Genomic DNA, 26,038 nt, shown 5'->3' on the forward strand with positions numbered 1-26,038 from the left:
GCACCTTAAATTTTTCAAATTCTCTTGATCTATCTTTTGAATTGGATATATAATTTGCGTCGCTATCAATAACGTAGAAGTCCGAGGTCAGTTCTTGATTTAGTGATTTTAGAAGTGCTTTCGCATCGTAATTGATCACCACAATCCCCAATCGATCACCATTCCCGGAAAACAATGGTGCACTTGCTCTTACTACCGGTTTGTAGGGTTTTTCAACTTTACCAAACTCTTTATTGAGGTTAAGAGGAGATATATAAAGCACACCGCTATCCAAGGCTATGGTTTTTTGAAAATATCCGTTATTGCTTTTATTCTGAAGATTCTTTCGCCTTTGAATGCCATCATTTGTTCTGTCAATTCTAAAGACTTCATCTCCATTTATATTAATCAGTCTGAATTGACTGAACTGATTGGTGCCTACCATGAAGTTTCCAAGTTTCTCTTCGAACTTACTATTCCTAGCAGGTTTAAAATCAGCTTCTACAAAGTCATATTGACTCCAGTAGAAAATACTACTAATAACTGGTGTAATACTTTCAACTATTAGATTAGATTTAGCAGCAAGATCTTTGAGTTCTAAATTGGCGAGGTTTGATTTTTCGTTATAAAAAATCCAAACCGAAAACAAAACGCTTGCGGTAAAGAGTGGTAAATAATATTTAATTATTCTTTTAATCACTATGGTAAAGCGAATAAAATTGGTTCAGTATTGGATTTAGTTCAATATTTTCGGGGACAAGACATCTAAAAAATTTACGGTATTAAAGATAAATATAAAATTAAATTAATTAAACACTTGTTAAAAAAATTTGTTTTATGAATCAATTTCAATAAATAGTAAAAATTACTAGTTATTCCAAAACGATAAGCCAGGGACCCCTCCCTGGCTTATCAACCTAACCACCTAAAAACTTAGTGAGTAACCAACAAACTAAGTGTAAATTTATGCCTTCCGTTCAAAATAAGCACCCCTTTGTAAATTCCGGGATTTACAGCTCTTAATCTTACAGGCAATTCATTATTTGTTCGAACATCATCGTGTATTTTGGAATAGATGATCTTCCCGGTAAGATCATAGATATAAACTTCAGCCGTTGCAGCTTCCATGGGAAGAACTATACTTGTTTCGGTTTTGAATGGATTGGGATAATTATATGCTTTTTTCTGAACCAGGCTGTCCACTTCCGCGATATCGGTCACAGGCTCTGGTAGTGGTTCTGGCTCATTCACGGTTACGCTTGCAGAGAACACAAGGTTCTGGATATTCAGGTTAAATTCCTGAAAACTGCGATAATTTCCCTGTACAGAAAAGACGATCGCTTTTAACTCTTCGCCTTTATAGTTTCCAGTAGAGTTTGAGAAATCGGTTAGAGCTATACTTTGAGCTGTGATCTCCTCTTTAGGATCGAGCTTAAGCCTGTAGCGTTCATTCCAGTCCTGTAGATCACTAGTCACTAATATCATTTCAATTTCAAGAGAATTTTGGATTTCAAAATTTAAAGCTTCGAATTGAGATGGATCAAATACCTGATCTCCTGGCATGATACTTCTGAAAATATTAGCAGTACCAAGGATGCTACCATTTACAACCACATTACGCTCGATATGATGCTCTCCAGCTGCTGCTGTATAATTTGAATGTTGTATCGTAAATTGTTCCACATTAGTTTCAGTATCCAGGTAATCTATACCCCATGGGCCGTCTGCAAGGTACAGTGCATCTGCCTGTGGTGAATTTTGACCACGTATCTGCATACCAATGTCAAACAGTCCGCCAGTTTCTACTGTGACCTCTTCTTCATAGCTTTTATCCAAACTCAATGTTCTGTTATAATCTATTTCCGAAGAAGTTTCAGTTTCTCTTATCTTACCATCGATCGTGAAACCAGAATCACCTTCTTTATTCTTCACGATAAGATGAAGCCGGCTGCCCTCATAAAAACCACGTTTTACAAAGACAGTAGGGTACCTGCCGACTATCTTATCGCTTTCCAATGTCTGGAATGCGTTTATCTTATCTATTATATGACCTGCAATACTGCTCACCTGTCCCATATCTGCACCCCAAACCTGGAAGTTTAGGTAATTTCCTTCAGGGTAATCTGCAATGTTCCAGTAGGAGTGTAGTTTTGGACTCCCGTCTAAATGAATGGAAAAGTTAACAGCATATTCCAGTTGACCTGAAGCTCTCAACATTTTGATCATAATAAGCTCATGTCCCTTCAATTCTATTGTTCTAATATCTTCCAGGCTAGAGCTGTTTAAACGGTCACAGATCACCTTGGAATGGTCATAGATCCCAATGGAAGTACTTGTCATGAGGGCTGCCGCAACTCTTTTCTCTCCCTGGTAATAATCTGCGGAAAATACTGCGCTTGCATTGGTAATTCCCATTAGGTCATCAGGGCTTGATATTCTTGCCTGCTCTGTCCCAAACATTCCAGTTTCCGGAATTAGAGATGAAAGGTCTATTCCTTCAGCGTTTTTCTGAACTGAATATTTCTGATGGAATTTCTGCTGACTAGTCTTTTGATATTTATTATAGTTTGTTTTTAGTCTTTTAAAGTTTCTCTCAGCAATTAAACCCGCTAATTTTCCATTACTTTCCAATCCTCCTTTGTTTGCTGAGCTTACATCTGTAGCGCTTTTAACATCAGCAACATTATTCACTTTGATAGCAGAATATGGATTGGCAGTCACATAAAATATAGCATCATTAAAATCCTGGTCGCATGATGCATAATCTCTTCTTATATCTTCAAAGCCAAGATAGATTCTCTCATTTTCAGGATCTGCAAGTAAAACGGTATGATGTCTTAGTTCTTTTTGTTGTTCAGGATTGAATTGTGGATCTGAAAATACCTGCCACAATCCCCAGCCAACATTATTACCGTTCCAGGCGTTTGCAAGCAGAACCCATCCAATCCCGGTACCAGCCTTAAAATCGCCAAGTTTTACTTTGTTTCCTTCTCTTAAACCACCACCAGACCACTCTTTTGAAGCATTTGGGAAGATGATAGTGATATCGTTATCTGTGGGTTTGGAGCGTTCAGAATCATTAACGTCATAGGTATAAAATCCCAGCACATTCTTGTAACCAGCACCTTCCTTCACGAAAGTAACCCAAACCGCCGCATCTTCTGCCAGTTCGATATTGGTATCATAGCCGGCAGAGATGTAGTGCGGATTGTAATCTGGAACCGGATAACTTTCCGGTAGGGCGGCATCGATCATTGCCATACTTTCGGCAGAAACATAATCGTCTACCGGCTCCAGATATTTAGGTACTCCCAGGCCATCATATTCACCAAGATATTGAAACTGCTGTGCAGTAACCTGTTGTAGTAAAATGAGACAAAAAAAGTGTAATAGTGTTTTCATAACCTGGAAGTAAAATTAATTTTTGATTTGGCTCTGCCGATACTTATTCGTTTGCTGTAGGTGCGCAGACGATGAGAAAGTATTTAGTGTCGGTAAATGGTATCAGGCAAATTGAACACCGTAGCGTTCGATAACCTCGTTCCGTATATTTTTGATCTGTTGTTCTTTTTCCTTCGGAACAATAAGTAGCACCTCATCATTCTCCAGAATCATATAATCCTTCAGTCCGTCGACTAAAACCACTTTATTGCTTTCAGTTCTAATGATATTACCTGTAGCTTCAACCGGGATGAATCTGGAATTTACTACTGTATTGGATTCGGCATCACCAGGAAGTTCATCCTCTAGAGAACACCAGGTTCCAAGATCGTTCCAGGAGAATGAAGCGGGAATAACCATCACTTCTTCTGAATTTTCAATGATTGCATAGTCAATACTGATATTTTCAGCATATTGATAATGACTTCTCAGGAAATTTGTTTCGTGCGGTTTGTTATAAAACTCCTGACCGATCATAAATAATCTGAACATATCTGGCAGTAGTTTCTCAAATTTGTTCAGGATCGTTTGCGCTTTCCACACAAAGATTCCGCTATTCCATAAATAGTTTCCCTGGTTTAAAAAACTTTGAGCAGTCTGGAAATCTGGTTTTTCTGTAAATCTTTGTACATCATATACCTGCGCGGTTTTCTTGTGATCGTATTGTATATAACCATAACCAGTATTAGGAAAGTGAGGTTTTATCCCAAACGTGATGAGTCGCTCTCCTTTTTCAGCTTCTTCAAACGCCATACACATGTCCTGCTCAAACAGATCTTCTTCCTGGATCCAGTGATCACTTGGTGCTACCAGCATCCTGGCATCTGGATCCATTTTATGAATTTTCATAGCTGCAAGTAGAATACATGGAGCCGTATTTCTCATAATTGGCTCGAGTACAATCTGTGAACTGGAAATTTCCGGTAACTGTTCCATAACGATATCCCTGTAAATTGCATTGGTAAGTACAAGAATATTTTCAGCCGGAATAAAGCGGTTCAAACGATTAAAAGTGTTTTGAATAAGCGTTTTACCACTACCCAGAATATCTTGAAATTGTTTAGGATTGCTTTGTTTGGATACTGGCCAGAATCGGCTTCCAACGCCACCTGCCATGATTACTGCGTAGTTATGATTTTTCATCGCTTTACTATTTTGATGTTTAGGTACTTATTTGATGTAAAGATACCGGCACAAAGCGATGCAATTGGGAATATTCGTCTAAGCAGAATCTAAGAGCGACGAATGGAAATTATGTAAAGTTAAGTTGTTAAAGCAGGTTTAGTCTTTTCATGAGTTCCGGGCGGTTACTTCGACTAACGGGAACTACATCTTTTTCAATTAGTACACTATTATCCTCAATATCGATAATATGCTTCGTATTGATCACATAAGACCTGTGCACTTTCAGGAAAAGATCTTCAGGCAACTTATTTTCGATTTTTTTCAGGGTAGAATGAACAGTGTAGTTTTTTTCGAATGTCTTGATCTGTATATAATCACCTTTGGCTTCCACCAGGTATATACTTGGAATATCGATCTTGATAAGTCTTCGGTCGATATTCACATAAAGATCATTCTCAGTTTTATTAACGTCTGAATTAGCTTCTGATGGTTCTGGAATAGATTGCCTGGCAGGTTTAGAATTTTCAGCTTTTTGAACTGCCTTTTTAAAACGTTCCGGAGTTATTGGTTTTACCATATAATCTACGATACAGTCATATTCGAAAGCTTCTATTGCAAAGCTTCTGTCTGAAGTCGTTAGAATTACATTTGGAGGATTCTTAAGTGTTTGAATAAAGTCGAAACCAGTAAAATCTGGCATATGAATATCCAGGAATATAAGATCTACCTGATTCTGGTTTAGATATTTGATCGCCTGCAGAGCATTGGAGAAATCACCAACAAGATTGAGTTCCTTATGAGTATCAATAAGCTGACTTATGATCATTCTGGCCGTAGCCTCATCATCAATAACTAAACATTTCATGAACCGGTAGTTTAAGACTTAGCAATGAAATCGCTCATCTTCTGAAGGATCTCATTAAAGCTTTTATGCTTTTTAGGATCATTCTCACGGAGTTCTTCTTCATAGATCTCCGCAAAGCGATAACTTTCTTCAAGGCCTAAAATACTAATTTTGTGCTTAAGTTTATGAACATTTGAGGCAGCTTCAATAAAATTACCTTGTTCTATATTTTTGAGATAAACATCTTCTTCCTCAGGAAATTCTCTTTTAACAACGGCTAATAGTTTGTTTTCGAACTCTTTATCTCCACCAGATAGTTGATGCAGGTAATTTAAATTTGGTTGTTCATTCATTTGGGTAAAGTAAAATAAAAACTGGTTCCTACGTTTTCCTTGCTCTCCAGGCTAATTTGCCCTCCATAGAAGTCTACTACTTTTTTTGCGATAGAGAGTCCTATTCCAGTCGAGTTCTGGTTAGTATCGATCTTTTCAAAGATCTTAAAGATCTTATGATGATGCCTCTCAGGGATCCCTTTGCCAGAATCCTTGATCTCGAATTTCCAGAATTTTCCGGCATCGACAACATTAATCTCGATCTTACCATCCTGCTGAATGCTTTTCACTGCATTGTGAATGATATTTTCGAAGAGTTGTTGAATTCTAAATTTATCTGCCTTTACTACCGGAAGCTCTTCTGAAATTTCCACCTTGATGCCCTCGGGAATAACCAGCAGATCTACGATTTCCTGAACTAGGTATTTAGTATCTACCTCGTAGTGCCCATGATCTGCCATTTCAATCGTGGAGTAATTAAGAATTCCTTCAATTAAGGCATCCATTTTCTCTACATTCTTCAGGATCATGTCAAAATGCTCTTTTCCTTCCGTAGTTAAACTGTCGTAATTATCTGTCTTGATCCAGGAAATTAAAGTGTTTACGCTTCTTAATGGAGACTTTAGATCATGAGAGACCATATGAGCATAATCTGTAAGCACCTGGTTTTTATTCTCAAGGTTATTTAGAAGCTGCTCCTGCTTTCTGGCGGCAATTTGTAGTTCTTCACTTTGCTCACGTATATGTTCCGCAAGGTCTTTAATCTCAAACTCACCGTTCTCCTTTTCAAATTCTTTTAGATTTAAGGCCCTGATTGCAGTAGTGATGCTATCCAGAATATCCTTTTGATACATTACATCTGTACGAAGTTGCTGGTTGGCGTCAAAAAGCTCATCAGAACTAATACGCATTGCGCGCTGCAGCATGCTGAACTGTTCTTCACTATTGTTATAGGATTCATCGATAGCGGTGAGAAAAGCTTTCATTTTCGGGTCTTCCAAAGCCTCTTCATTCAGGTACTTACTTACCTGGCGTTGCAACAAACTATTCATTCGCTTAGTAGGGTTAAAGTCATGGTTTGATTGTGTAGGGTTCCATTGCTTTCCCCATAAAAAGGTGCTATTTCACCATAGGAATAAAATCCGCCAACAGCGACATCTTTTCCTATCACATTGATCACTTCCTCGATCTCTTCTTCTGCTCGTTGACTAAGGACGAGTCGGCGGCCAATACAACTTACTAGAAGTGCCAGTTCAGGTTTCTTCTTACGATTCTGGTTGGCCAGACTTGCGGCATCCTGTGCACCATTTAGCAATGCATCTGCAGAGGCCATCATCAGTTGAACTCTTGAACCTTGAGGAACATCTCCCGCGAGGATCATAGAATTGTTCTCTCTGTCTATATTTAAGATGGTACGTACAACTGGATGCTTCTTTCCATTTTCTCTAACGTAAAGAGGGTAGAAGAGAGAAGACTGAGGTAACTCAGCAGATTTTTCTCCCAGATACTTTGAGTACAGATCAAGTGCTGGTTGTCCATCCAGTTCAAAAAGCACGTTATTTTCAGATTTAGTGATAAGTCTTTCAGGACCAAAAGGAATCCATCCACCAACACTGGCGAAGGATATTTCAAGTTCATCGCCATAGAATCCTATGACCACAACTTCTCCTTCTTCCGCAGCATTTAAACCAGCGAGTGTTTTTTCAAATCTTGGACCATCACCGCACATGCCACCAGTTACACAAAAATCTTTATTCTCTTCGTGTTCAAGACCGCGCAATAGATCACTTCCATTAATGAAACTTCCTTCTGAAATTACAAATACATGTTTCAAATTTTCATGATCCAGTTTGCCGATCAATTCTTTTCCCAGCGTTATTCCATCCATATTATACTGATGGATATTTGCGGTTTTAATTTCGAAATGGGATCTTTCAAGATCTATAAGAGTGGCTACAGCCTCATTTTCACTAATTCTGTCGCCCAGGATCTCTCCTGCTGCAGTTCCAAAAACAAGGTTCTTATATGGAAACCGATCTTTACAATTTTGGATAAAATCTTGCTTTTCCAAAAGATGGCGATCACCAAATATTAAAACGATCGGGTTTTTAAGATCTAGAGTTTCAGTTTTGAAAATCCAGTTTCCAACTTCAAACTTTGCCTGTACAATTTTCATAAGTTCTTTTTAATGCTGAAATTGAAAGTGGTGCCAACTTGAGGTGTGCTTTCCAGCCATACTCTTCCATGATAGAGATCAATGATCTTTCTAACGATACTTAGACCTATTCCGGTAGATTTCTTATGGTCTGACGCGGTGTTGAAGATCTGAAATATACGGTCATGCTGGTCTGCCGGAATTCCAATACCATTATCTTTTACAGAAAATATATATTCAGTAGGATTCTCTTCCACATCTACTTCAACGATTCCCTTTTCCTTGTCGATATAATTCACAGCATTGGATATGATATTCTGGAATAACTGCTGAATTCTGGTGGTATCGGCATCGATGACCGGTAATTTATTTTTTATCGTCACTTGTATATGATCCGGTATATAGATCATGGCGATGATATCTTCCACCAAGGCCTGAACGTCCACTTTTTCAACGCTTGCTGAGCTGCGATCTATACTCGAATACTTCAGAATATTCTCAATAAGGTGGTCCATTTTCTCCACCTTATCCTGCATAAGATCAATATTAACAAGGCTATCTTCACCTAACTCATTCTTAAAATCTTCCCTGGTCCAGCTTAATAAGGCTGAAATATTCCGAAGAGGTGATTTTAGATCGTGGGATACGATATGAGCATAATCGTTCAACTCCTGGTTTTGTGCCTCAAGATCCTTTAAAAGTTCCACCTGTTTATTTTCGAGGTCTTTACGATCTGTAATATCAAGATGGATGAAGATCGAACCTGTAATTTCGCCCTTCATATTGAAATTGGGAGTTCCGCTTATTAACCAGGTTCTTAATTGTCCATTTTTATCTATCACATCTACTTCATGATTCTTGATCTGGTCTGTGTTTTCTATCCCAATTTCATTTTCGAATATCTCTCTGGATTTTTTGGTCGACAATAATTTTCCGGCCTTCTGCCCAATGAGTTCTTCCCTCGAATATCCACTAATATCTTCAAAGCTTTGATTCGCCATTAATATTGTGGCGTCAGTATTTACTTCCAGTAGTCCCAGGTTCATATTGGCTATTATGCTACTATATTTATCTTTCTGGGCTTGTAATGATTCTTTATAGCGTTTTCGAATGGTGATATCATCATAACTCCAGAGATGACCCTTGTAGACACCATCACTAAAAATAGGAATATAACTACGCTCCAGAAATCTGCCATCTGCCATTTCAATCTCTTCTCCAATAACCGTTTGACGATCTCTAATTAAATTTTCCACCTTTTCAACGAACTCTTCTGGTTCTGCAAAAAGTCCTTTAGATTGTTCAGCAGCACTAGAGCAGTCGGCACCGGTAAGAGCAGCAGGAGGAGCCGGTATTTTGAAGAGATCACAGAATCTCTGGTTCGTAAGACTTATCATTCTATTTTCATCTTCCAGCAATACCGCACTCTGCATGTTCATGATAAGAGTGGACATTCTATTTTCAGACTGTTTAAGTTTATTACTGGCTTCTTTACGTTCTGTGATATCCTCAACAGTAGCCACAAGATATTCAGTAACACCATTTTCGTCTGGAACGGCAGTAACACTTGTATTAGCCCAGAGTAGAGAGCCATCTTTTCTAAAATAGCGCTTTTCCATCTGGAAAGACTGGATCTCTCCCGCAAAAAGCTTCTCCCTCAATTTCAATGTTTCCTCGCGGTGTTCTGGATGGGTGATCTGGTTAACATCCACCTTCTCAAATTCTTCAGGCGTGTATCCAAACATCTTGCTCATGGCACTATTCACCATAAGAAGGCCACCGTCCATTGATCTGGCGAGGGACACCCCAATAGGGGAATTTCCGAAGATAATATCAAGCTGTCTCTTCTGGTGCTGCATTTGCCGCTTCATCGCGGTTTCCTGAGTGATATCCCGAGCAATTCCCTGAGCAGCGACCGGTTCACCTTTAGTATTGTAGATGATGCTGGCATTGATCTGAACGATCTTTTCAGCACCATTCTTGGTAATGATCACCGCACGGTAATTGTTAAATTTCCCGTGGATGGTCAGCTCTTTAAAAGCTTCAAAAGTATATTCTTTGTATTGGTCTTTTACGAGTCCAATTAAATTTACTGGTTCCAGCTCAGGATCGTATCCTAGTAGATCTTTCGCTGCCTGGTTCATTCTAATTACATCTCCAGATAGTTCCATGACCACAAAAGCATCGATCAATGTTTCAAAAACACCCTCCAGTTCAGAAGTTTTTCTATTGAGTGTTTCTTCAAGCCGTGAATTAGTCTGGCGTAATTCTTCTGAGACATTATAAAGCTCCAGAGACTTTTGCTCCAGAATCGCTTCAGCCGCCTTTCGGGCAGCTTTCTCTCGCATAAGAGCGCGCTCCAGAATTTCAATGTTTTTAGCTAACGGCATGCGGCTCTTTGTAAATTCTGAATCTCACCTGTGTACCATTCTCCTGAACCATTTCCAGTTCGATCCTGGAATTTTCATGATAATGTGCAAAGGTTTGTTCCATAAGCGCCTTGGCAAACATATACATGGACCTATCTGAATAATACATCATTTCAAGAAAATGATTATCCTGCTGAATGATACGAAAGGTTGGAAGCTCTGCACCGGGATATAGTTTTCTAACTTCAACATGAATATGATTTTCTATGGAAGCAAGCATTTCCAAAGGTCCACTATAAAGGCTGAATATATTTGCATGGTTCTTTTCCAGAACTGCAAAAAATGTTTTTCCATAGGCATACAGAAGGTCATTTACGCTTAAACCTGTTTTTTCTGAAAGTTTCACGATAAGACTCTGCATTTCAATGAAGTCATAGGTTCCAACCGAAGTATATATTCCTCCCGAAGCAAGGTTAGATTCATTGATGATTTGATCCAGAACTTCCAGACCAAACTCCTTTTCGACCATTTCCAGAAATTCAGTAAAAACAATTCCTTTCATATTATACTTTAATTAGTTCGTTAATGCTCCAGTAATCCAGTAAGCTTTTGAGTTTATATACATAATCATCATATTTGAGAGGTTTTATGATATATCCTGCAATACCAATATTAAAACAATCTAATAAATCTTTGCGATTATTTGAAGTGGTAAGAATTATAGTTGGAATATATTTAAGTGTTTCATCCTGTTTCAAAATACTTAGAAATTCGATGCCATTCATTTTAGGCATATTTAAATCCAGTAATATTATTTCCGGTAGCCTATCCTTTTGTTTTAAAAATTCCAGCGCCTCTTCACCATCTCTTGCATTATGAACCACATGTTTTAATTCTACCGAATTTAAAGTGCGATTTAGTTTCATTACCTCAATTTCATCATCTTCGATAAAAAGGATATTTAACTTACGTTTCATAGGGAATTATTTTAGTCAATCAAAGATGCCATAAAAGTCGAGTTTTAAGGCCTTAATTCGATTAAGCAGAGTTTACCTTCGTTGAGCTGCACCTTAGTGTAGACCAATAGAATTTGTATGAAAAATGGAGGTTTAATAGCGTTTACACGAAATTCTCCTAGTCACAAACCATGTCAGGCTAACTATTATAATCACTTTCTAATACTCTTTACAACCATTATAAAACAAGCAACTTATACATTATGAAAAGTGCTTTTCCAAGGTTGAAAATTCTTGATTCACTATGTGAAACATGTTGAATATAGAAAGATTTTTCTTACTCATTTTTTAATTTTGTACTTTTTATCTACCTAATTGTATTATTTTTTACTGTTGAACGACCTATTACGTATATTTCAACTTAAATCGAGAGCATGCGAAAAGTTCTGGTCATCCAGGAAGATATTATTATTTTAAAGATTCTGGAAAGGCTTGTAACCGTGAACCATTTTGATTGCAAGGCCATAAGATCGCTGGATGCACTTACCATAGAGGATCAGGAAAGTGATTTTGAATTCATTATCACAGACATTCTTTTTGAAGGAATTGCACCTTTAGAATTTGTAGCTCAGGTGCAGGAAGTTATTCCACATAAGAACTTATTAGTGGTTACGAACATGGGACAGGACAAGATCAAAAAGGAGATCTTCGCATTGAAGGATATCACTGGCTTTTACGCAGTGCCTATAGATCTGGACGAAATCGAATCAACAATTCAGGCATATTCATGACCGAAGCGGGAGTTTTACTTTTTATCAAGTGCGTGCTGGCGATCCTGGTCTTTTACTGGATTTCCATAGCGGTCACCATGATCTATAGAAAGAATCGTATGCGAGCACTGGAGCGCATTGAGTATACTTTTGCTGATATTGTAAGCCGCTATCTTTATAACAATGTAGATGACCCCTTGCACATTAGTGAGATCAATGATCGCTTAAAAGCTGTTGGAATACGTAAAGGCAATAGAAATAACGTGCAGTATCTTATTCGATTAATGATACGTACCCAGCGAACAATCCTTGGAGAGAACTACCTTAAACTTAAGAAGCTTTATGCGCAAATCCCACCTTATAATGCTTCATTCACCAAAATTTCCAAGTGGGGATGGTATTCAAAAGCTCGTGGAATTCGAGAGATCTATGAAATGAATCAGTCTCAGCACATGAATGAGATCTTTAAATTTCAGAATCACAGGAACGTATTCGTGCGAAGAGAAGCGCAGATCGCTATGGTTGTATTTATGGGATGGGAATCACTCAGGTTTCTTCCTTACCTTAAACGAAATATCACTCTATGGCAACAAATAAAGATCGTCGAAAAACTCTATGATCTATATCCCAAACCAGAGATGAAATGGTTAAAAAGAGCTTATAAGACCGACAAGCTTTTTGGTAAGAAACTGGTCATGAGAATTATTAGAAAATTTGAATTGCATACTGAAATCCCGTTTATCATGGAACATCTGGAGCATACGGATTATGAGGTACGTGAAACTGCTATTTACTGTATACAGACCTTTGCTTTGTCTACGGAAAGAATGGATTATATCAAGGATGTCTACGAAAGAGTGGCAGATCCTGTGCAGCAGGCGCAACTTTTGAATTATATCTATGATAATTCTGATATTGACGTGGACTTCTACCTGAGACAGCTTAACGGAAATAATGAAGAACTTAAACTAAATGTTGCTGAAATTCTTTGGAATAATGGATATAAAGAGAAGGTCCAGGAATTCTATTACCAACAATACCCTGAAAATTCAAATTTAAATGTTGAATGATATAGAAAGGTTTTTTAGCGGGGAATACGTATTCCTTGCTGCAAACTATTTTTTCTTTGCTTACGGGATCGCGCTAATGACGATGTATTTCGCAGGAGTGGTCCTGGCTAGTCGTGCCATACGCCGTAATAAGAAGAAATCGCGATTCCTGCAGGTGAATGATATTGTAAGTGCTACAGATATTCCTTCGGTATCACTTATTGCGCCTGCTTACAATGAAGGTCTTACCATAATTGAGAACGTGAAAAGCTTATTATCCATTCAATATCCATACTACGAGCTCATCCTGGTAAATGATGGAAGTAAAGACGATTCACTGGAAAAACTCATCAAGGAATTTAAACTGGAGAGAAGAGATGCGACCTTTATTACGCAGCCAATTCCTACAGCGACCGTTAAATATGTCTATAAGAGTACGCTTTCGAAGTACACGCATCTAACCGTACTCGATAAAAACAATGGTGGGCGTGCAGATGCTCTGAATGCCGGGATCAATTTTGCAACATCAGAACTGGTGGTTTGTACAGATGCAGATTGTATTATCGAGCAGGATGCCTTGCTTAAAATGGTTAGACCTTACCTGGAAGAGTATCACAGTGAAATAATTGCCTGTGGTGGAGGAATTGGAATTGCGAATGATTCGGTCGTAAAGAACGGGGTGATGAAAGAACTTCGGTTACCCAACAATTTGGTGCCTATGGTACAGGTTGTGGAATACATTAGGGCTTTTTTGTTAGGTAGAATGGCCTGGAGTGAAATAAACGGACTCATGCTCGTATCTGGAGCCTTTGGAATGTATCCCAGGAAGAGAGTGATCGAGGTAAGTGGATTTGACGCAAAAACAGTTGGAGAAGATCTTGAGTTATGTATTCGCTTAAGACGTTTGATGGAAGAAAAGGAATTACCCTATAAAGTGGTTTATTTACCGGAAACCTTATGCTGGACAGAAGGGCCGCCAGATTATGATATTTTAATTAAGCAACGGGATCGCTGGGCCAGGGGACTTTGGGAAACCCTAAAGATACACAGGAAATTGTTTTTTAATCCTAAGTATCGATACATGGGAATTTTCTATTATCCTTACTGGCTGTTTTTCGAGTTTGGAGCGCCTATTATTGAATTTCTGGGAATCATTTGTATTATCGCTTTTGCTTTCTTCGGAATGATCAACTGGACGATGGCAGTGCTATTATTTACAGCCGCTTACATTGTAGGATGTATCTTTTCCACAGCTGCTATCTTCATGTATGTCAAGAACTTTAATCATTATACCAAGCCCAAGCAGGTTATAGAACTGCTTCTAGCTGCATATCTCGAACCTTTTCTGTATCATCCAATACTGGTATATGGACAAATGAAAGGTTATTACAAGAAAATATTCCGTATAAAATCTGGTTGGGGGACAATGACAAGAAAAGGATTTAAAGTTTCCGACACCTAGAATCTATAGCGATACCCAACGTTACCAATGAATTGATCACCTTGCCTGTTTGAAGTAATATCCTCGAATAAATAACCGCCACCTACCTGGAAAATATGATGCGGTCCAATGGTGAAATTCAATCCAAGATTTGAATAATATGCTTCAAGAGACGGATTCTCCTGAACTTGCGTAAAAATTGTGGTCTCATCTGGCGAAATACCCGTTCCAAGTCTTAAGAAGAAGAAATTATCTGCATTATTAAGATAGTAACGAACGTTTAACTGGTAGTTCTGGGTTAACTGATCATTGATCTCTGGTCCAAGGAAAACTCTGGAGTTAATATAGAATTTACCTTTGTACATCGTAAGTCCCAGAATTCCGGAGTAATAATCCTCATCTGAAAAATGTAATAATCTCGCTCCGGTTTCCAGTTCAAATATCGAGAAGATATTGACAAATAAAGAGGCACTGGATCTAAGGTCTGGATACAAAGTTCCGTCTGAAATCCCCAGGTTTAGAAATGCATAAACCTTATTGCTGAAAACAGGGTAAGATTCCAATTCATACAAAGTACTCTGGTCATAACCACGATCTGTATAATTTACCCGGGCGATCACTGCACTGCTATTGAAATAATGCTGAAACTCCGGGCTAATGGTTTGCCAGTTCTCACGATTATATTCGTCGCTAAAATAGATATATTGATAATTTACCCCAATCTCATCTCTAATGGTTCTCTTTAATATATTCTGAAGGACATATCGCTTGTTTTGATCCAGTTCACGATTATTGAAAAGGTCTAAAGCGATCTCTCTGGACGCTTTTTTATCCTTATTCTGAAGTAAAAGTTCAGATTTGAGGATAAGCATATTCGCACTTAAACTCTGTGTTTTTTCCAGTTGTTCAAGGTAAGCCAGAGCCTCTTCAGGATCCTTTAATAATTTGGTATGGCGAACGGTGAGTTCTCTAACACCCGGGTAATCCTGTGCATTCTGCATGAGAAATTCAAGATCTGTAGTAGCCTGGTCAATACTATCCAGCGCCCATAAATTCCGAACCCTTAAAATTCTGATATCATGGTATTCTGGAGCAAGCTGCAATCCCCGGTTCGTGTATTGTAAAGACTGTTGATATTGCTTATTCTGGTAGAGTTCTAATCCCTGAAAGTAAAGACTATCTGTGTTCTTTTCGGTAATTTGCTGTGCGTTCATCTTCAAAAGCGCAAAGAAGAACAGGCAAAGTAAAAGTGATCTATTCATAGTGGTTGATTTGGGCAAAACCGGGGTGAAGATAAGCATATTAGGGGATTTGCTACAAACCTGAACTAAAATTGTCAATGTGACGTTTTAATTAGACCAGCGCTATAAATACGTATTTTTAATCAAAAACAGGCTTATGAAACTGCTTTTCCATCTAACTTTTCTATTTTTTATTACGATCTATGCTCAGGCTCAGTCTGAAGAAACGATCGAATATAAAGATGGTAAACTGCACTACCGTACCTATGGGGCTGGAGAACCTGTTCTTATCATAAATGGTGGTCCTGGCATTGGTAGTGATGGTTTTGGAGAACTGGCACAATTGCTTTCAGAAAATAATCGAACTATCACTTACGATCAAAGAGGTACTGGAAATTCGAAAATTCTGTCTAATAACGATGCCGACTATACTATCGACCTTATGGTGGAAGATATTGAAGTTTTAAGAAAACACCTGGGATATGAGAATTGGATCGTGTTGGGACATTCTTTTGGAGGAATGCTCGCTTATGCCTATGCGGCAAAATATCCTGAAAGAGTACGCGCGATGATACAGTCGCACTCAGGTGGCATGGATTTAAGATTGAGAGATTACCCAAATCTTCATGATAGATTGAGCAGATCTCAGCGCGATGAATTAAATCAATTGGTTATGAAAATAAATTTTGGTGATACTTTGCGGGAGACTCGTTATCAACGGGCGAAACTAATGGCAATCGCTTATTTAAATGATTCAACCAGAACTTCAGAAGTAGCAGAAAGGCTTATGAATACAGATCGAGCAATCAATTCTCAGGTTTGGGCGAATATGAACCTCATTAATTTTGATGTTTCCGAAGAAATGAAAAAGTTTAATAAACCTGTTTTGATACTGAACGGTGTAGATGAGATCGTTCATAAAGATATTGCGATCTATGCAGATAGTGTTCTTCCAGAATCAAGATTGATCTTAATGGATGACTGCGGTCATTATGGTTGGTTTGAAAAACCTGAAATTTATCTTAAAGAGGTTAAAGAATTTTTAAAGTCTAGTTAGAGAATCAGATGTTCCTCGCTTACTCTTAACTTTAAAAAAAAAGATGATGATAGATAGCATTAGTAGTAAAATAGAATTGCATAACGGTTATAAAATGCCAGGTTTAGGTCTTGGTGTTTATAAAGCTGATAATGGAGAAGAGATAAATAAGGCAATTAAAGCGGCCCTTGAAACTGGTTACAGATTGATAGATACCGCAACTTTTTATGGAAATGAAAAGGGAGTAGGCGAAGCGATCAGGAAAAGCGGTATTCCTAGAGAAGAGATTTTTATTACTTCCAAACTTTGGATAGAAGACCAGGGAATTGAAACCACACGTAAAGCTTTTGAAGAGACCCTGGAAAGAATGGAACTGGAATACCTTGATCTTTACCTTATTCACTGGCCAAAGCCTGGTAAATATCTGGAATCCTGGAAAGTTTTGCAGGAGCTGTACCAGGAAGGAAAAATTAGAGCTATTGGAGTTTGTAATTGTATGATCCATCACCTGGAGAGTATCAAAGAACTCGGAGGAGTGCAGCCAATGGTCTTGCAAAACGAATTTCATCCTAAGCTTATTCAGCAGAATATACTTGACTACTGTATTAACAATAAGATCCAGTATCAGGCATGGTCACCACTAATGAGAGGAGAAATACTAGAGAATGAGCTTATTGGAACTATTGCTGAAAAATACGGAAAGTCTGAAGCACAAATAGTAATTCGCTGGGATCTGCAAAAGGGAGTTGCAACTATTCCGAAGAGCGTTCATAAACAACGAATTCAGGAAAATGCCGATGTCTTCGACTTTGAATTAACAGACGATGAGGTAGCTGAAATTGATGCTCTGGAAGATAATACGCGTACTGGAGCTCATCCAGATACTTTTATGGAAGAAATGGACCTTTCGTAAGGCTATTGTTTACTCGAAATAATTTTGAAATTTCTACAAAACCAGCTTATTTTTGCTAAGCAATCGAGATGTGGCGCAGTCTGGTAGCGTATACGCCTGGGGGGCGTGGGGTCGCAGGTTCAAATCCTGTCATCTCGACAAAAGGAACCGGCAACATTTGTGTTGTCGGTTTTTTTACGCTTCGGAATCACATGGAAACTACTATTGAGCAATATTTATATATTTGCGGCAGTTTAAGATTTTCATACATTAATTGACTAATATTTCTGAATGCACCAATTAACTGTTATAGTTCCCTTATATAACGAAGAAGAGAACTTGCTCCGCGTTGAGCAGAAACTTGGAGAGTATGCAGAAAAATCCAGTGTTCCCACTCAAATATTACTGGTAAATGATGGGTCAACAGATGAAAGTTTAAAAATGGTCAGGGAAATCTGTGAAAGATCTGAACATTTCAGTTACATATCCTTTACGAAAAACGCCGGTTTGAGTGCGGCGATCAAAGCTGGGATCGATCATGTATCCACAAGTCTTACTGGTTATATAGATTCTGATCTCCAAACAGATCCTGAAGACTTTGAAGTTCTGCTCAAGGAAATCAATAATTATCAATTAGTAAATGGCTACAGGAATCAGCGGAAGGATTCTTTTAAAAAGAACCTTTCTTCCACGGTAGCCAATAACGTCAGAAACTTTTTCACAAAGGACGGGATGTATGATACGGGTTGTCCACTAAAGATCATGCATACAGATTACGCTAAGCGAATTCCCTTTTTTAAAGGACTACACAGGTTTCTACCGGCAATGATCATGTTACAGGGAGGAAAAGTGATTCAGATCCCAATTCGCCATTATCCAAGAATAGCAGGAACTGCAAAGTTTGGATTGCGAAACAGGTTGATCAAACCTTTAATAGATTGCTTTGGCTATTTATGGATGAAGCGAAACTATATACATTACGAAGTAGGAGAGAAGCATTTAAAATAGATTATCTGCCGGTCTTACGCAATTTTTTAGGACCATACCAAAGCCAGAATCCGGTAATGGTAAATACTAGTAATGCAATTCCCATACTAACAGAATAGACCAATTTAAAATAGCCACCGGTGCCCAGGTAATCATCTACAATAGAACCATCATGGATATTTTCGATAACATCAGATCTTCTCTGGCCAATACTTAGTACTTCACCTGTAGTACCATCAAGTTGTATCTCGTGAATGTGGTTTTTGAAAAGAAACTTTACAATACCTTTTTCCTTTCGTATATCCATCCTGTCTATATCGCGGGATAATAAAGAGGAAACTGAATCCTTCAATGTTTGTTGTGCAATATTTTCCAGAACAGCTATAGATTTCCATTCTTCAAAATTTGAAGTTTGCCCGGTTTGGGTTTCTGGAAGAATATAGCCAGCAGTATTTTTCTTGGCTCCCAGAAGGATTCCGGAGATGGATACGATAAAAAAGAAAAAGAATAAAAAAGCACCCATAGTACGATGTATCTTTCTGAATATTCTTAAGATCCGTGCTTGTCTAATTCTAGATTTCTGTTTATTCATAGGGGCTTCACCTTCCGACGAAAATAGGAAAATGTTTCAGAAATCTATCATACTACAACAAATTTGATAGCCAGGAAGACTGTTGACTACTTTCGAAGAAAATTTTATAACTGTAGCAGCATTTTTAATTCGGCTAAGCTTCAGAATAGTGTAAACTTTAGATACTAATTTCTTGACTTGAAAACAGGCTCAAAGCTTCTTTTTGAATCCATAAACCTATGCTTGAATTGAAAGAATACAAGTGATCCAATTACAGGAAATAAAAAGATCATAAGGATTAATAAGACCTGCAAAATGGGAGAACTGAACCTGGTTTTTAGAATATCCACGAGTGCCCAGATCCATAGAACGAGGGTTAGAATGATAAAAATGATGATGATAGTACTCCACATATAAAATCTCGTTTTTCTTGATTAAAGATATTTACTCATTACAATTTAATAAAGCCTGATCAATTTGACCAGTTAAACTGTGACGGATCCTTTTTAAATTTTCTAAGATCTCTTTTAGAAAAATCCTGTGTAAAGATTTCCTGAGTCTTTTCCATGGTATATTCTTTGCCAGAATGGATAGTTCCAGAATGATTTTTAGCATAGAAAACCGGCTTCAGGAATTTAAAATTTGCCTCATCCTGTTTCAATGCATTCTGGCGGTTTTTTTCGAATTTCTCACTGTAAATATAGTTCACAGAAAAATCAAGTCGGTATTTCTGGTCTTCGAACTGCTGAGCTTCGCCAAGATATTGGTTTGGATTTACCTCTTCTCCTGGAAGAACTTTTATATCTTCCAATCCCTGGTAATTTGCATAGGTTCCATCCTTATGCTCAATAATAACGCTGTTTCTAACATCTTGGGAAATACTATCAGATTTTGAATTTCGTACTTCTACAACTACACCTTCCCTCATTGCGTGAACGGGAAAACTCTCACCTTTTGTTATTATATAGGATATCCAGTTTCCTAAGAGCACCTCCTGGTTTTCGGCTGCATTTTGATGCGTGGTCTCTACTATTCTGGCGGTTCCCGAAGTTTTCAAAGGTAACAAATACTTGAATGTTGAGTCTACTTCAGGATTTGGAATGCCCCGTATATAGGAGAAGGTATAGGAATAGCCTATTTCCTCTTCCCGATTAATTGGGCGCAATACGGTAAGATTGCCATAGTCATGATCCAGGATCTGTTTGTGATCACCGTGGTTGGTGTTTTTAAGATCTGGAAACTCCAACTTTAGATAGTATGTACCCGGTTTATTCTTCCGGTAACTGAACTCGATACTTTTATCCCCTCTGTGCTCATGCATGATCTCGATATCCGGGAGTTGCGCATATGAGTTGGGTGCATAGAACATAAAACTCACAAAGATGCTTAGAAACAGGTATTTCTACGTCATAGGTTAAAAAACTTTCTAAAATTGATCTGGATTTAGAATTGCTGAATTTATTCGATTTTTACTGCAAAGCTAATTCGATTTTTCTTTTACAAAGATCAGGCAATGTTGCCAGGGTAAATTCTCAATATTCTGCTCTAGTCTAAAACCGGAAGCTTCAAATTCTTTTACCGTCTGTTTTTCGCTCATTTTATGAATTTCCTTGATTGGAATGTTCGCATCCTCAGCTTTATACTCGATCAGATAGATCTTACCATCAGAAGTCAGAGATTTATGCATGGATTCTATCATTTCCTTCGGAAAATTAAATTTATGATAGACATCCACCAGCAATATTTTTGAAACTGAATTCTCATCCAGATTAATACTTTTTTCTGAACCCTGAATGGTTTGAATATTATTTACCTGTTGTTCTGACTGCTTTACTGAAATCGCCTGAAGCATTTCCGGTTGTATATCCACTGCATAAATAAAGCCTTCAGTAGCCAATTTCGCCATTTTAAAAGCATGATAACCACTGCCGGCACCTACATCAGCGATCGTATCATCAGGCTGGATGTTCATGTTCTTTAGCAACTGACTTGTATTTTCCTCCTTTTCGCGATCAGATCTTTCCAGCCAGTTTATTCCCTGGTAACCCATGACATGCGCGATCTCTCTACCCATATACCACTTTCCAATTCCGTTTGGATCACCGTCTTTAAAAGTATAGGTTTCCTCGTCGTTGTTATCTATTATTGTCTGTCCGCATGCGGCCATAGTTAATGCAAGCAGTAATAACAGGAACAAATTGTAATGATTTTTCATAGCCTCTTTTTCCTAAAGTTACGATTTAATGCTTTTTCTGAAATTTCAGTACGAGCAAGGCTCAATTTACAAAAGTTCTAAGTGAGATAACCGTACGAAGTTAAGCCATCCAGATCATCAATTTTCCGAAGATTACCATTATCCATTAGCATGATTCGATCTGATAGTGAAATTACATTGCGGTAATCATGATCTGTAATGATGATGCCTTTATGTTCTTTTCTCTCTTGGATAAGCTGCGAAATTATTTCTCTGCTGGTAGGACTGAGTCCGTTAAAAGGTTCATCCAGCAATAGAAACCTGGATTCAGAAAAGAGCAAAAGCAGAACTTCCAGGGTTCTTCTTTGTCCAAAACTTAAATGGCCTACTCGTTCTCGCAATAACGGCTTCACTATAGGTAATTCCAGAACTATTCGGCTATACTCGCCGCTAAGAAATAGCTTGATAGTACTCTTTACACTGATACTTTTAATTAAAAAACTATCCTGCGGTAAATACTTAATATCACGAATCGTTTTTGAGCCTGTATAAACCTTTTCGTCTATTCTTAGAAACCGACTGTTAGCCGTCAATGACCCAAAAATGATCTTAAGTAATGTCGATTTTCCACTACCATTCCTTCCCAGCAAACCAACTACTTCTCCAGTTGAACAGTGTAGGTAAACATCGTTTAGGATCTTTTGACCATCATAAGTCTTTTGTACACTATCCAGTTCAAGTCTACTCAAAAAGCCGCGATATAAGGATCATTAAAACCGAAATAAAAATTGTACTCAAAAAGAGCTGAACTCTGGAGATTCCGTTATTTAAATAAAAATATAGTTCTTTAGGAGGTTTGATGCTATAAACACTGAGGTGAATCAAAACACTGCTAAGGAAGTAAAAGAATCCAAAATTTGAAAATTCAGAAGTTAGAGCGGCTATCAGCATAGAGATAGGCAGGGATGTAAGAATAATATATCTCTGAAAAAGCAATAAGTTTAAAAGGATTCTCATTGATTATCTGGAATTACATTCACCTGTACTCAGGATTTTCAAAATTCCAGCGCTTACCATCTTCCCAGCCTTCCGCCGAATTTCCATAAGCAGGATAACCGCCTTGTTTTTTGAGACTGGACGCTAAATGCATTAAATTATAGGTCATGAAAGTAGTATTCTTATTAGTGAAATTACTACCAAAACCAGCCGGTGGATCAAGTTTATCGTCTTTCCACTCGGTATCACCGTAACTTGGCCCGGGCCCAACTTCACCTATCCAGCCTGCATCGGCCTGAGGAGGAATGCTGAAACCAACATGTTGCATAGAGTAAAGAATCCCCATCGCACAATGTTTGATTCCATCTTCATTCCCGGTGATAAGCGTGCCTGCAACTTTACCGTAAAAAACATACTGACCTTTATCGTTTTGAACACCACTCATGGCATATAATCTTTCGATAAGTTTCTGGGCCATGGAAGATTTTTCTCCAAGCCAGATAGGAGTTCCAAGAACTAAGATATCGGCCGCCATGATCTTATCATAAATAGCTGGCCATTCATCCTTATCCCAACCGTATTCTTTCATATCGGGATAAACACCAGTAGCAATATCATGATCGATAAACCTTATTTCTTCCACTTTCACATTTTCCCGCCGCATGATCTCTGCGGAAAGTTCTATCAATTTAGAAGTATGACTCTCCTCTGGTGATTTTTTCAGAGTACAATTAATATAGAGACAGCTTAGATTACTGAAGTCTGGTTTACTCATGATTCAATGCTTTTATTAAACTTCCTTCAATTTAGTAAAAATTATAAAGTTTGTAATACGCATTGCAGTACACTATTACTTACTCCCTTTTTTTAGCTGAATCTTTATAATTCCATTGACTTGCTCATCTGTATATTTTGCGATAGAATCCTGATCTTTCAAAACATCAATTTTAGCAATGGTTTCCGGGTCCATATTTTTAAGCATCGAGCTATGTGTGGCTTTTCCATCAATTAGATACAGAACATCGTCTTTCGCCAGGTAATTTTTATCGCTTAGGGTCTGCTGAAAAGATTTGGTTTTGATCATGAGCACTCCATTCAGTCCTTGTTTACCAAATTTGACCTCTACATCTTCCTGATTTTTCTTGATAACGGCATAAGAGGTTATTTCGAATTTTGAAATGTTTAGTGTATCCAAAGCCTCGGTTGTTAGAAGTTGTTCATTTAAAATGATGACCGGATCGCTGGTAATTTCTTCTTTATGAACCAGATCTGCGATTAGTTCATGTAGATAATCATCCTGGTTTTCTTTTTCTGAAATTTCCTGTGAATTTAAGCTAAGTGTAAGTAGTAATAATAGGCTTGCTAAGATTTTCTTCATTGGTATTTCTCTAAATTTTTTATAGCTGAAATATAAGATTTATGGTCCAGATAGCTGGCTATTTGTAATTACTGTTTTCTGAAGTCAGGAAATCTAAGTGATTATAGTAGATCGGTAGCTGCAGATTCTACGATGCTGAATCTTTGATCTAATTTATACTTTAAAAAGAGCATGATCAAAACGGAAATGATCGAAGATATAACCATCAATTTATATTGATGTTGGAGATCCCGGGCAGCATTAAGTTTTATTTCAGCTAATACCTGCTCTAGCTCTTCTGAAGAGTAATTTCTGAATTTGACACCATCCGAACGTATACGATCACTATTGATCGGATCCCGAAGGTCTTCCTTGAATTTAGGTTTCTGGGAATACAATAATGATCTATTGTGTTCGTGTAAACTTTTAGGACCTCGCTCTACAGACATGCCTTGTGATTTTCGTAAAACATTCATTTTCAATGATGTTCAAGTTAGCAAATTATTTGTAATTCAGCCAATTGAAATTTTTATGGACAATTACTGGTTTTCACGATTTCGAATGGAAACTGCTCAGTATCTTGCGTGTTTAAAATTTTCCGAAGACATGGAACAGAAAAGAGTAGATAATTTAGAAGTAGAAATTTTATCTGATAACTGGTTTACGCTTAAAAAGGTGAATTTTGACTTCCGAAGAAATGACGGTATTTGGGAAAATCAAAGTAGAGAAGCTTATGATCGCGGAAATGGCGCGGCGATTCTTTTATACAATTTAGAAAATGAAACTGTAATTCTTACCAGGCAGTTTAGAATGCCTACGTTTTTGAACGGTAACCCTTCAGGGATGATGATCGAAGTCTGTGCGGGATTATTGGAAATGGATAATGCTGAAGATTGTATTCGAAGAGAAACGCAGGAGGAAACCGGGTATGAGATTTCCAATGTCGAAAAGGTTTTTGAAGCTTATATGTCTCCGGGTTCGGTGACCGAGATCGTACATTTCTTTATAGCTGAATATCATGAAGACATGAAAATAGGCGAGGGTGGAGGTGTAGCTGAAGAACAGGAGGACATTGAAGTCCTGGAACTTAAGTTTTGTGATGCGTTGAAAATGATTAAAGCGGGAGAAATTAAGGATGGTAAAACGATCATGCTACTACAGCATTTACAATTAAAATTATTACAGGCAAATTCATAAATCTTAGTCGCGATTCTCTAATATTTTTAGAATTCGGGCATAAACAATTTCAGAAATACTCCAGGTATAGCCATCAAAATTTGCGGTATTAACGAACTGGATCACTACCGTATCGATATTTTCATGATATTTTGCAATACTCTGGTAACCAGGAATCAATCCGGTATGATCGTATTTATAGATGGAAGAATAGATACCATTCTCCTCTTTGGTAAGGATTTCACCAGTGTTCAGCGCTTTTATAAAGATTCCCACATCCTGCGCAGTAGCGATCATCGAATGGTAATTAGTAGACTTGATATCTTCTTCAACTCCAACATAATACCCACTCATTAGTTTATCCTGATCAATCTCATTCAGGCTGAAATAAGTATTTTTAAGCTTTAGGGGTTCAAGGATTTTTTTCTCTATAACCTGTGCTTTGGAATTATTGGTCACCTTCTCCATGAGTAAACCTAATAGGAAATAATTCGAATTTGAATAGGCATAATCTGTTCCCGGTGCAAAACTGGCTGGTTTGTCAAGGAATAGTTCCAGGGTTTGTTCTTCATTGTCGGGCGGATGCATCCAGAAGTTCGGGACATCAGTAAAATTCGGGATACCACTACGATGCTGGACAAGCATTCGAATACTGATATTTTCAGCATGCTCGATTCGGCCGGCAAACTCAGGAAAGTATTCGAGGATACTTTTATCCAGAGATATAAGGTCTTCGGCTACCAGTTTCGTAATTGCGACCGCATCATATAGTTTGCCAATACTCGCAATTTTGAAATAAGCTTCGGGATAAGCTCTTATCATGCGGTCGCGGTCATGCCATCCGGCTGCATAATATTCTGCTGGTTGATCTCCCTGCTGAATATACACTATAGTGCCATCAAAACCATGCTGGATACCTTCGTTTAATTGTTCCTGCACGGTGTCCGGTAATGGCAGTATCCACGCCCAGATGAGTATCCATGGAACAAAATAAAGCGATATCACCGTACCAGCTAAAAGTATGGTTCGAATAACAATTTTACTTTTTGTAGCAGGCATTAGGTGTGTAGTTATCTATTTATCTTGTTCCAAAAATAACTTAAAATGAACTTTTAAAATTCCGATGA

27 protein-coding genes and 1 tRNA gene are annotated in these 26,038 nt (G+C 37.9%); 8 read left to right on the forward strand and 20 right to left on the reverse strand.

The window, feature by feature from the left end:
• From ACNKXS_RS14440 to ACNKXS_RS14485, 10 genes are all read right to left on the reverse strand, one after another.
• On the reverse strand, window positions 1–679 hold a 679-nt coding region (locus ACNKXS_RS14440), incomplete at its 3' end, for a hypothetical protein (RefSeq protein WP_417921478.1).
• 233 nt (window positions 680–912) lie between these two features.
• Window positions 913–3,381 (reverse strand): DUF4114 domain-containing protein, encoded by a 2,469-nt coding sequence (locus ACNKXS_RS14445; RefSeq protein ID WP_417921479.1) that lies wholly within the window; start codon window positions 3,379–3,381, stop codon window positions 913–915.
• Window positions 3,382–3,483: 102 nt separating this feature from the next.
• Complete coding sequence (locus ACNKXS_RS14450) at window positions 3,484–4,563, reverse strand: mannose-1-phosphate guanylyltransferase (RefSeq protein WP_417921480.1); 1,080 nt, start codon at window positions 4,561–4,563, stop codon at window positions 3,484–3,486.
• 127 nt (window positions 4,564–4,690) lie between these two features.
• Window positions 4,691–5,410, reverse strand: coding sequence for a LytR/AlgR family response regulator transcription factor (locus ACNKXS_RS14455; protein WP_417921481.1), 720 nt, complete (start codon window positions 5,408–5,410; stop codon window positions 4,691–4,693).
• 11 nt (window positions 5,411–5,421) lie between these two features.
• Window positions 5,422–5,742 (reverse strand): Hpt domain-containing protein, encoded by a 321-nt coding sequence (locus ACNKXS_RS14460; RefSeq protein WP_417921482.1) that lies wholly within the window; start codon window positions 5,740–5,742, stop codon window positions 5,422–5,424.
• The gene (locus ACNKXS_RS14465) at window positions 5,739–6,773 is read right to left on the reverse strand and encodes a sensor histidine kinase (RefSeq protein ID WP_417921483.1); all 1,035 of its coding nucleotides are present in this window, start codon (window positions 6,771–6,773) and stop codon (window positions 5,739–5,741) included. Before ACNKXS_RS14465 ends, ACNKXS_RS14460 begins: the two co-directional genes overlap by 4 nt.
• Complete coding sequence (locus ACNKXS_RS14470) at window positions 6,770–7,897, reverse strand: FIST signal transduction protein (RefSeq protein ID WP_417921484.1); 1,128 nt, start codon at window positions 7,895–7,897, stop codon at window positions 6,770–6,772. The genes ACNKXS_RS14465 and ACNKXS_RS14470 overlap by 4 nt, the downstream gene beginning before the upstream one ends.
• Window positions 7,894–10,266, reverse strand: a complete 2,373-nt coding sequence (locus ACNKXS_RS14475; RefSeq protein ID WP_417921485.1) for a PAS domain-containing sensor histidine kinase — start codon at window positions 10,264–10,266, stop codon at window positions 7,894–7,896. Before ACNKXS_RS14475 ends, ACNKXS_RS14470 begins: the two co-directional genes overlap by 4 nt.
• Window positions 10,253–10,807 (reverse strand): heme NO-binding domain-containing protein, encoded by a 555-nt coding sequence (locus tag ACNKXS_RS14480; RefSeq protein ID WP_417921486.1) that lies wholly within the window; start codon window positions 10,805–10,807, stop codon window positions 10,253–10,255. Before ACNKXS_RS14480 ends, ACNKXS_RS14475 begins: the two co-directional genes overlap by 14 nt.
• 1 nt (window position 10,808) lies before the next feature.
• The gene (locus ACNKXS_RS14485; protein WP_417921487.1) at window positions 10,809–11,222 is read right to left on the reverse strand and encodes a response regulator; all 414 of its coding nucleotides are present in this window, start codon (window positions 11,220–11,222) and stop codon (window positions 10,809–10,811) included.
• A gap of 413 nt (window positions 11,223–11,635) precedes the next feature.
• Between ACNKXS_RS14485 and ACNKXS_RS14490 the strand changes: the two genes are divergently transcribed.
• Genes ACNKXS_RS14490 through ACNKXS_RS14500 form a run of 3 tightly spaced genes read left to right on the forward strand, consistent with a single transcriptional unit; the run spans window position 11,636 to window position 14,482 of the window.
• A complete protein-coding gene (locus ACNKXS_RS14490) occupies window positions 11,636–11,992 on the forward strand; it encodes a DNA-binding transcriptional response regulator (RefSeq protein WP_141878209.1) in 357 nt (118 codons plus the stop codon).
• Window positions 11,989–13,041, forward strand: a complete 1,053-nt coding sequence (locus ACNKXS_RS14495; RefSeq protein ID WP_417921488.1) for a hypothetical protein — start codon at window positions 11,989–11,991, stop codon at window positions 13,039–13,041. Before ACNKXS_RS14490 ends, ACNKXS_RS14495 begins: the two co-directional genes overlap by 4 nt.
• Window positions 13,031–14,482, forward strand: coding sequence for a glycosyltransferase family 2 protein (locus ACNKXS_RS14500; protein WP_417921489.1), 1,452 nt, complete (start codon window positions 13,031–13,033; stop codon window positions 14,480–14,482). The genes ACNKXS_RS14495 and ACNKXS_RS14500 overlap by 11 nt, the downstream gene beginning before the upstream one ends.
• Here the strand turns inward: ACNKXS_RS14500 and ACNKXS_RS14505 are convergent.
• Window positions 14,479–15,723 (reverse strand): YaiO family outer membrane beta-barrel protein, encoded by a 1,245-nt coding sequence (locus ACNKXS_RS14505; RefSeq protein WP_417921490.1) that lies wholly within the window; start codon window positions 15,721–15,723, stop codon window positions 14,479–14,481. The two genes, ACNKXS_RS14500 and ACNKXS_RS14505, sit on opposite strands and share 4 nt — an antisense overlap.
• Window positions 15,724–15,859: 136 nt before the next feature.
• Between ACNKXS_RS14505 and ACNKXS_RS14510 the strand changes: the two genes are divergently transcribed.
• From ACNKXS_RS14510 to ACNKXS_RS14525, 4 genes are all read left to right on the forward strand, one after another.
• Window positions 15,860–16,759 (forward strand): alpha/beta fold hydrolase, encoded by a 900-nt coding sequence (locus ACNKXS_RS14510; protein WP_417921491.1) that lies wholly within the window; start codon window positions 15,860–15,862, stop codon window positions 16,757–16,759.
• A gap of 43 nt (window positions 16,760–16,802) precedes the next feature.
• Complete coding sequence (locus tag ACNKXS_RS14515) at window positions 16,803–17,651, forward strand: aldo/keto reductase (protein WP_417921492.1); 849 nt, start codon at window positions 16,803–16,805, stop codon at window positions 17,649–17,651.
• A gap of 64 nt (window positions 17,652–17,715) precedes the next feature.
• Window positions 17,716–17,789, forward strand: a tRNA-Pro gene (locus ACNKXS_RS14520).
• Between the two features lie 132 nt (window positions 17,790–17,921).
• Window positions 17,922–18,638 (forward strand): glycosyltransferase, encoded by a 717-nt coding sequence (locus tag ACNKXS_RS14525; RefSeq protein ID WP_417921493.1) that lies wholly within the window; start codon window positions 17,922–17,924, stop codon window positions 18,636–18,638.
• A gap of 1 nt (window position 18,639) precedes the next feature.
• Here ACNKXS_RS14525 and ACNKXS_RS14530 read toward each other — a convergent pair whose 3' ends face one another.
• The 8 genes from ACNKXS_RS14530 to ACNKXS_RS14565 all read right to left on the reverse strand — a co-directional run bounded on the left by ACNKXS_RS14530 (window position 18,640) and on the right by ACNKXS_RS14565 (window position 24,184).
• On the reverse strand, window positions 18,640–19,140 hold the full coding sequence (locus tag ACNKXS_RS14530; RefSeq protein WP_417921494.1) for a PepSY domain-containing protein: 501 nt from the start codon (window positions 19,138–19,140) through the stop codon (window positions 18,640–18,642).
• Between the two features lie 233 nt (window positions 19,141–19,373).
• Window positions 19,374–19,601 (reverse strand): PLDc N-terminal domain-containing protein, encoded by a 228-nt coding sequence (locus ACNKXS_RS14535; protein WP_417921495.1) that lies wholly within the window; start codon window positions 19,599–19,601, stop codon window positions 19,374–19,376.
• A 59-nt stretch (window positions 19,602–19,660) separates the two neighbouring features.
• On the reverse strand, window positions 19,661–20,557 hold the full coding sequence (locus tag ACNKXS_RS14540; RefSeq protein ID WP_417921519.1) for a peptidoglycan DD-metalloendopeptidase family protein: 897 nt from the start codon (window positions 20,555–20,557) through the stop codon (window positions 19,661–19,663).
• A gap of 111 nt (window positions 20,558–20,668) precedes the next feature.
• A complete protein-coding gene (locus tag ACNKXS_RS14545) occupies window positions 20,669–21,403 on the reverse strand; it encodes a class I SAM-dependent methyltransferase (protein ID WP_417921496.1) in 735 nt (244 codons plus the stop codon).
• 77 nt (window positions 21,404–21,480) lie between these two features.
• A complete protein-coding gene (locus ACNKXS_RS14550) occupies window positions 21,481–22,131 on the reverse strand; it encodes an ATP-binding cassette domain-containing protein (RefSeq protein WP_417921497.1) in 651 nt (216 codons plus the stop codon).
• 287 nt (window positions 22,132–22,418) lie between these two features.
• Window positions 22,419–23,153 carry a flavodoxin family protein gene (locus ACNKXS_RS14555; RefSeq protein ID WP_417921498.1) on the reverse strand — a complete coding sequence of 245 codons (735 nt, stop codon included), beginning with the start codon at window positions 23,151–23,153 and terminating at the stop codon, window positions 22,419–22,421.
• A 75-nt stretch (window positions 23,154–23,228) separates the two neighbouring features.
• Window positions 23,229–23,756, reverse strand: coding sequence for a hypothetical protein (locus ACNKXS_RS14560; protein ID WP_417921499.1), 528 nt, complete (start codon window positions 23,754–23,756; stop codon window positions 23,229–23,231).
• A gap of 101 nt (window positions 23,757–23,857) precedes the next feature.
• Entirely contained in the window at window positions 23,858–24,184 is a 327-nt protein-coding gene (locus ACNKXS_RS14565) for a hypothetical protein (protein ID WP_417921500.1), read from the reverse strand.
• 157 nt (window positions 24,185–24,341) lie between these two features.
• Here ACNKXS_RS14565 and nudK point away from each other — a divergent pair, with 157 nt between their 5' ends.
• Complete coding sequence (gene nudK / locus ACNKXS_RS14570) at window positions 24,342–24,932, forward strand: GDP-mannose pyrophosphatase NudK (RefSeq protein WP_417921520.1); 591 nt, start codon at window positions 24,342–24,344, stop codon at window positions 24,930–24,932.
• A 3-nt stretch (window positions 24,933–24,935) separates the two neighbouring features.
• Here nudK and ACNKXS_RS14575 read toward each other — a convergent pair whose 3' ends face one another.
• Window positions 24,936–25,970: a serine hydrolase domain-containing protein gene (locus tag ACNKXS_RS14575; protein ID WP_417921501.1), complete on the reverse strand. Its 1,035-nt coding sequence runs from the start codon at window positions 25,968–25,970 to the stop codon at window positions 24,936–24,938.
• Window positions 25,971–26,038 lie beyond the last annotated feature (68 nt).

The sequence above is a fragment of the Christiangramia marina genome, assembly GCF_048285865.1.
GTDB classification, from domain to species: Bacteria; Bacteroidota; Bacteroidia; order Flavobacteriales; family Flavobacteriaceae; genus Christiangramia; species Christiangramia marina.

Bases quoted from the DNA above. Each gene is read 5' to 3' on its own strand.
- ACNKXS_RS14445 (WP_417921479.1), bottom strand. From the start codon at position 3,381: ATGAAAACACTATTACACTTTTTTTGTCTCATTTTACTACAACAGGTT.
- ACNKXS_RS14450 (WP_417921480.1), bottom strand. From the start codon at position 4,563: ATGAAAAATCATAACTACGCAGTAATCATGGCAGGTGGCGTTGGAAGC.
- ACNKXS_RS14455 (WP_417921481.1), bottom strand. From the start codon at position 5,410: ATGAAATGTTTAGTTATTGATGATGAGGCTACGGCCAGAATGATCATA.
- ACNKXS_RS14460 (WP_417921482.1), bottom strand. From the start codon at position 5,742: ATGAATGAACAACCAAATTTAAATTACCTGCATCAACTATCTGGTGGA.
- ACNKXS_RS14465 (WP_417921483.1), bottom strand. From the start codon at position 6,773: ATGAATAGTTTGTTGCAACGCCAGGTAAGTAAGTACCTGAATGAAGAG.
- ACNKXS_RS14470 (WP_417921484.1), bottom strand. From the start codon at position 7,897: ATGAAAATTGTACAGGCAAAGTTTGAAGTTGGAAACTGGATTTTCAAA.
- ACNKXS_RS14475 (WP_417921485.1), bottom strand. From the start codon at position 10,266: ATGCCGTTAGCTAAAAACATTGAAATTCTGGAGCGCGCTCTTATGCGA.
- ACNKXS_RS14480 (WP_417921486.1), bottom strand. From the start codon at position 10,807: ATGAAAGGAATTGTTTTTACTGAATTTCTGGAAATGGTCGAAAAGGAG.
- ACNKXS_RS14485 (WP_417921487.1), bottom strand. From the start codon at position 11,222: ATGAAACGTAAGTTAAATATCCTTTTTATCGAAGATGATGAAATTGAG.
- ACNKXS_RS14490 (WP_141878209.1), top strand. From the start codon at position 11,636: ATGCGAAAAGTTCTGGTCATCCAGGAAGATATTATTATTTTAAAGATT.
- ACNKXS_RS14495 (WP_417921488.1), top strand. From the start codon at position 11,989: ATGACCGAAGCGGGAGTTTTACTTTTTATCAAGTGCGTGCTGGCGATC.
- ACNKXS_RS14500 (WP_417921489.1), top strand. From the start codon at position 13,031: ATGTTGAATGATATAGAAAGGTTTTTTAGCGGGGAATACGTATTCCTT.
- ACNKXS_RS14505 (WP_417921490.1), bottom strand. From the start codon at position 15,723: ATGAATAGATCACTTTTACTTTGCCTGTTCTTCTTTGCGCTTTTGAAG.
- ACNKXS_RS14510 (WP_417921491.1), top strand. From the start codon at position 15,860: ATGAAACTGCTTTTCCATCTAACTTTTCTATTTTTTATTACGATCTAT.
- ACNKXS_RS14515 (WP_417921492.1), top strand. From the start codon at position 16,803: ATGATGATAGATAGCATTAGTAGTAAAATAGAATTGCATAACGGTTAT.
- ACNKXS_RS14525 (WP_417921493.1), top strand. From the start codon at position 17,922: ATGCACCAATTAACTGTTATAGTTCCCTTATATAACGAAGAAGAGAAC.
- ACNKXS_RS14530 (WP_417921494.1), bottom strand. From the start codon at position 19,140: ATGGGTGCTTTTTTATTCTTTTTCTTTTTTATCGTATCCATCTCCGGA.
- ACNKXS_RS14535 (WP_417921495.1), bottom strand. From the start codon at position 19,601: ATGTGGAGTACTATCATCATCATTTTTATCATTCTAACCCTCGTTCTA.
- ACNKXS_RS14540 (WP_417921519.1), bottom strand. From the start codon at position 20,557: ATGTTCTATGCACCCAACTCATATGCGCAACTCCCGGATATCGAGATC.
- ACNKXS_RS14545 (WP_417921496.1), bottom strand. From the start codon at position 21,403: ATGAAAAATCATTACAATTTGTTCCTGTTATTACTGCTTGCATTAACT.
- ACNKXS_RS14555 (WP_417921498.1), bottom strand. From the start codon at position 23,153: ATGAGTAAACCAGACTTCAGTAATCTAAGCTGTCTCTATATTAATTGT.
- ACNKXS_RS14560 (WP_417921499.1), bottom strand. From the start codon at position 23,756: ATGAAGAAAATCTTAGCAAGCCTATTATTACTACTTACACTTAGCTTA.
- ACNKXS_RS14565 (WP_417921500.1), bottom strand. From the start codon at position 24,184: ATGTCTGTAGAGCGAGGTCCTAAAAGTTTACACGAACACAATAGATCA.
- nudK (WP_417921520.1), top strand. From the start codon at position 24,342: ATGGAACAGAAAAGAGTAGATAATTTAGAAGTAGAAATTTTATCTGAT.
- ACNKXS_RS14575 (WP_417921501.1), bottom strand. From the start codon at position 25,970: ATGCCTGCTACAAAAAGTAAAATTGTTATTCGAACCATACTTTTAGCT.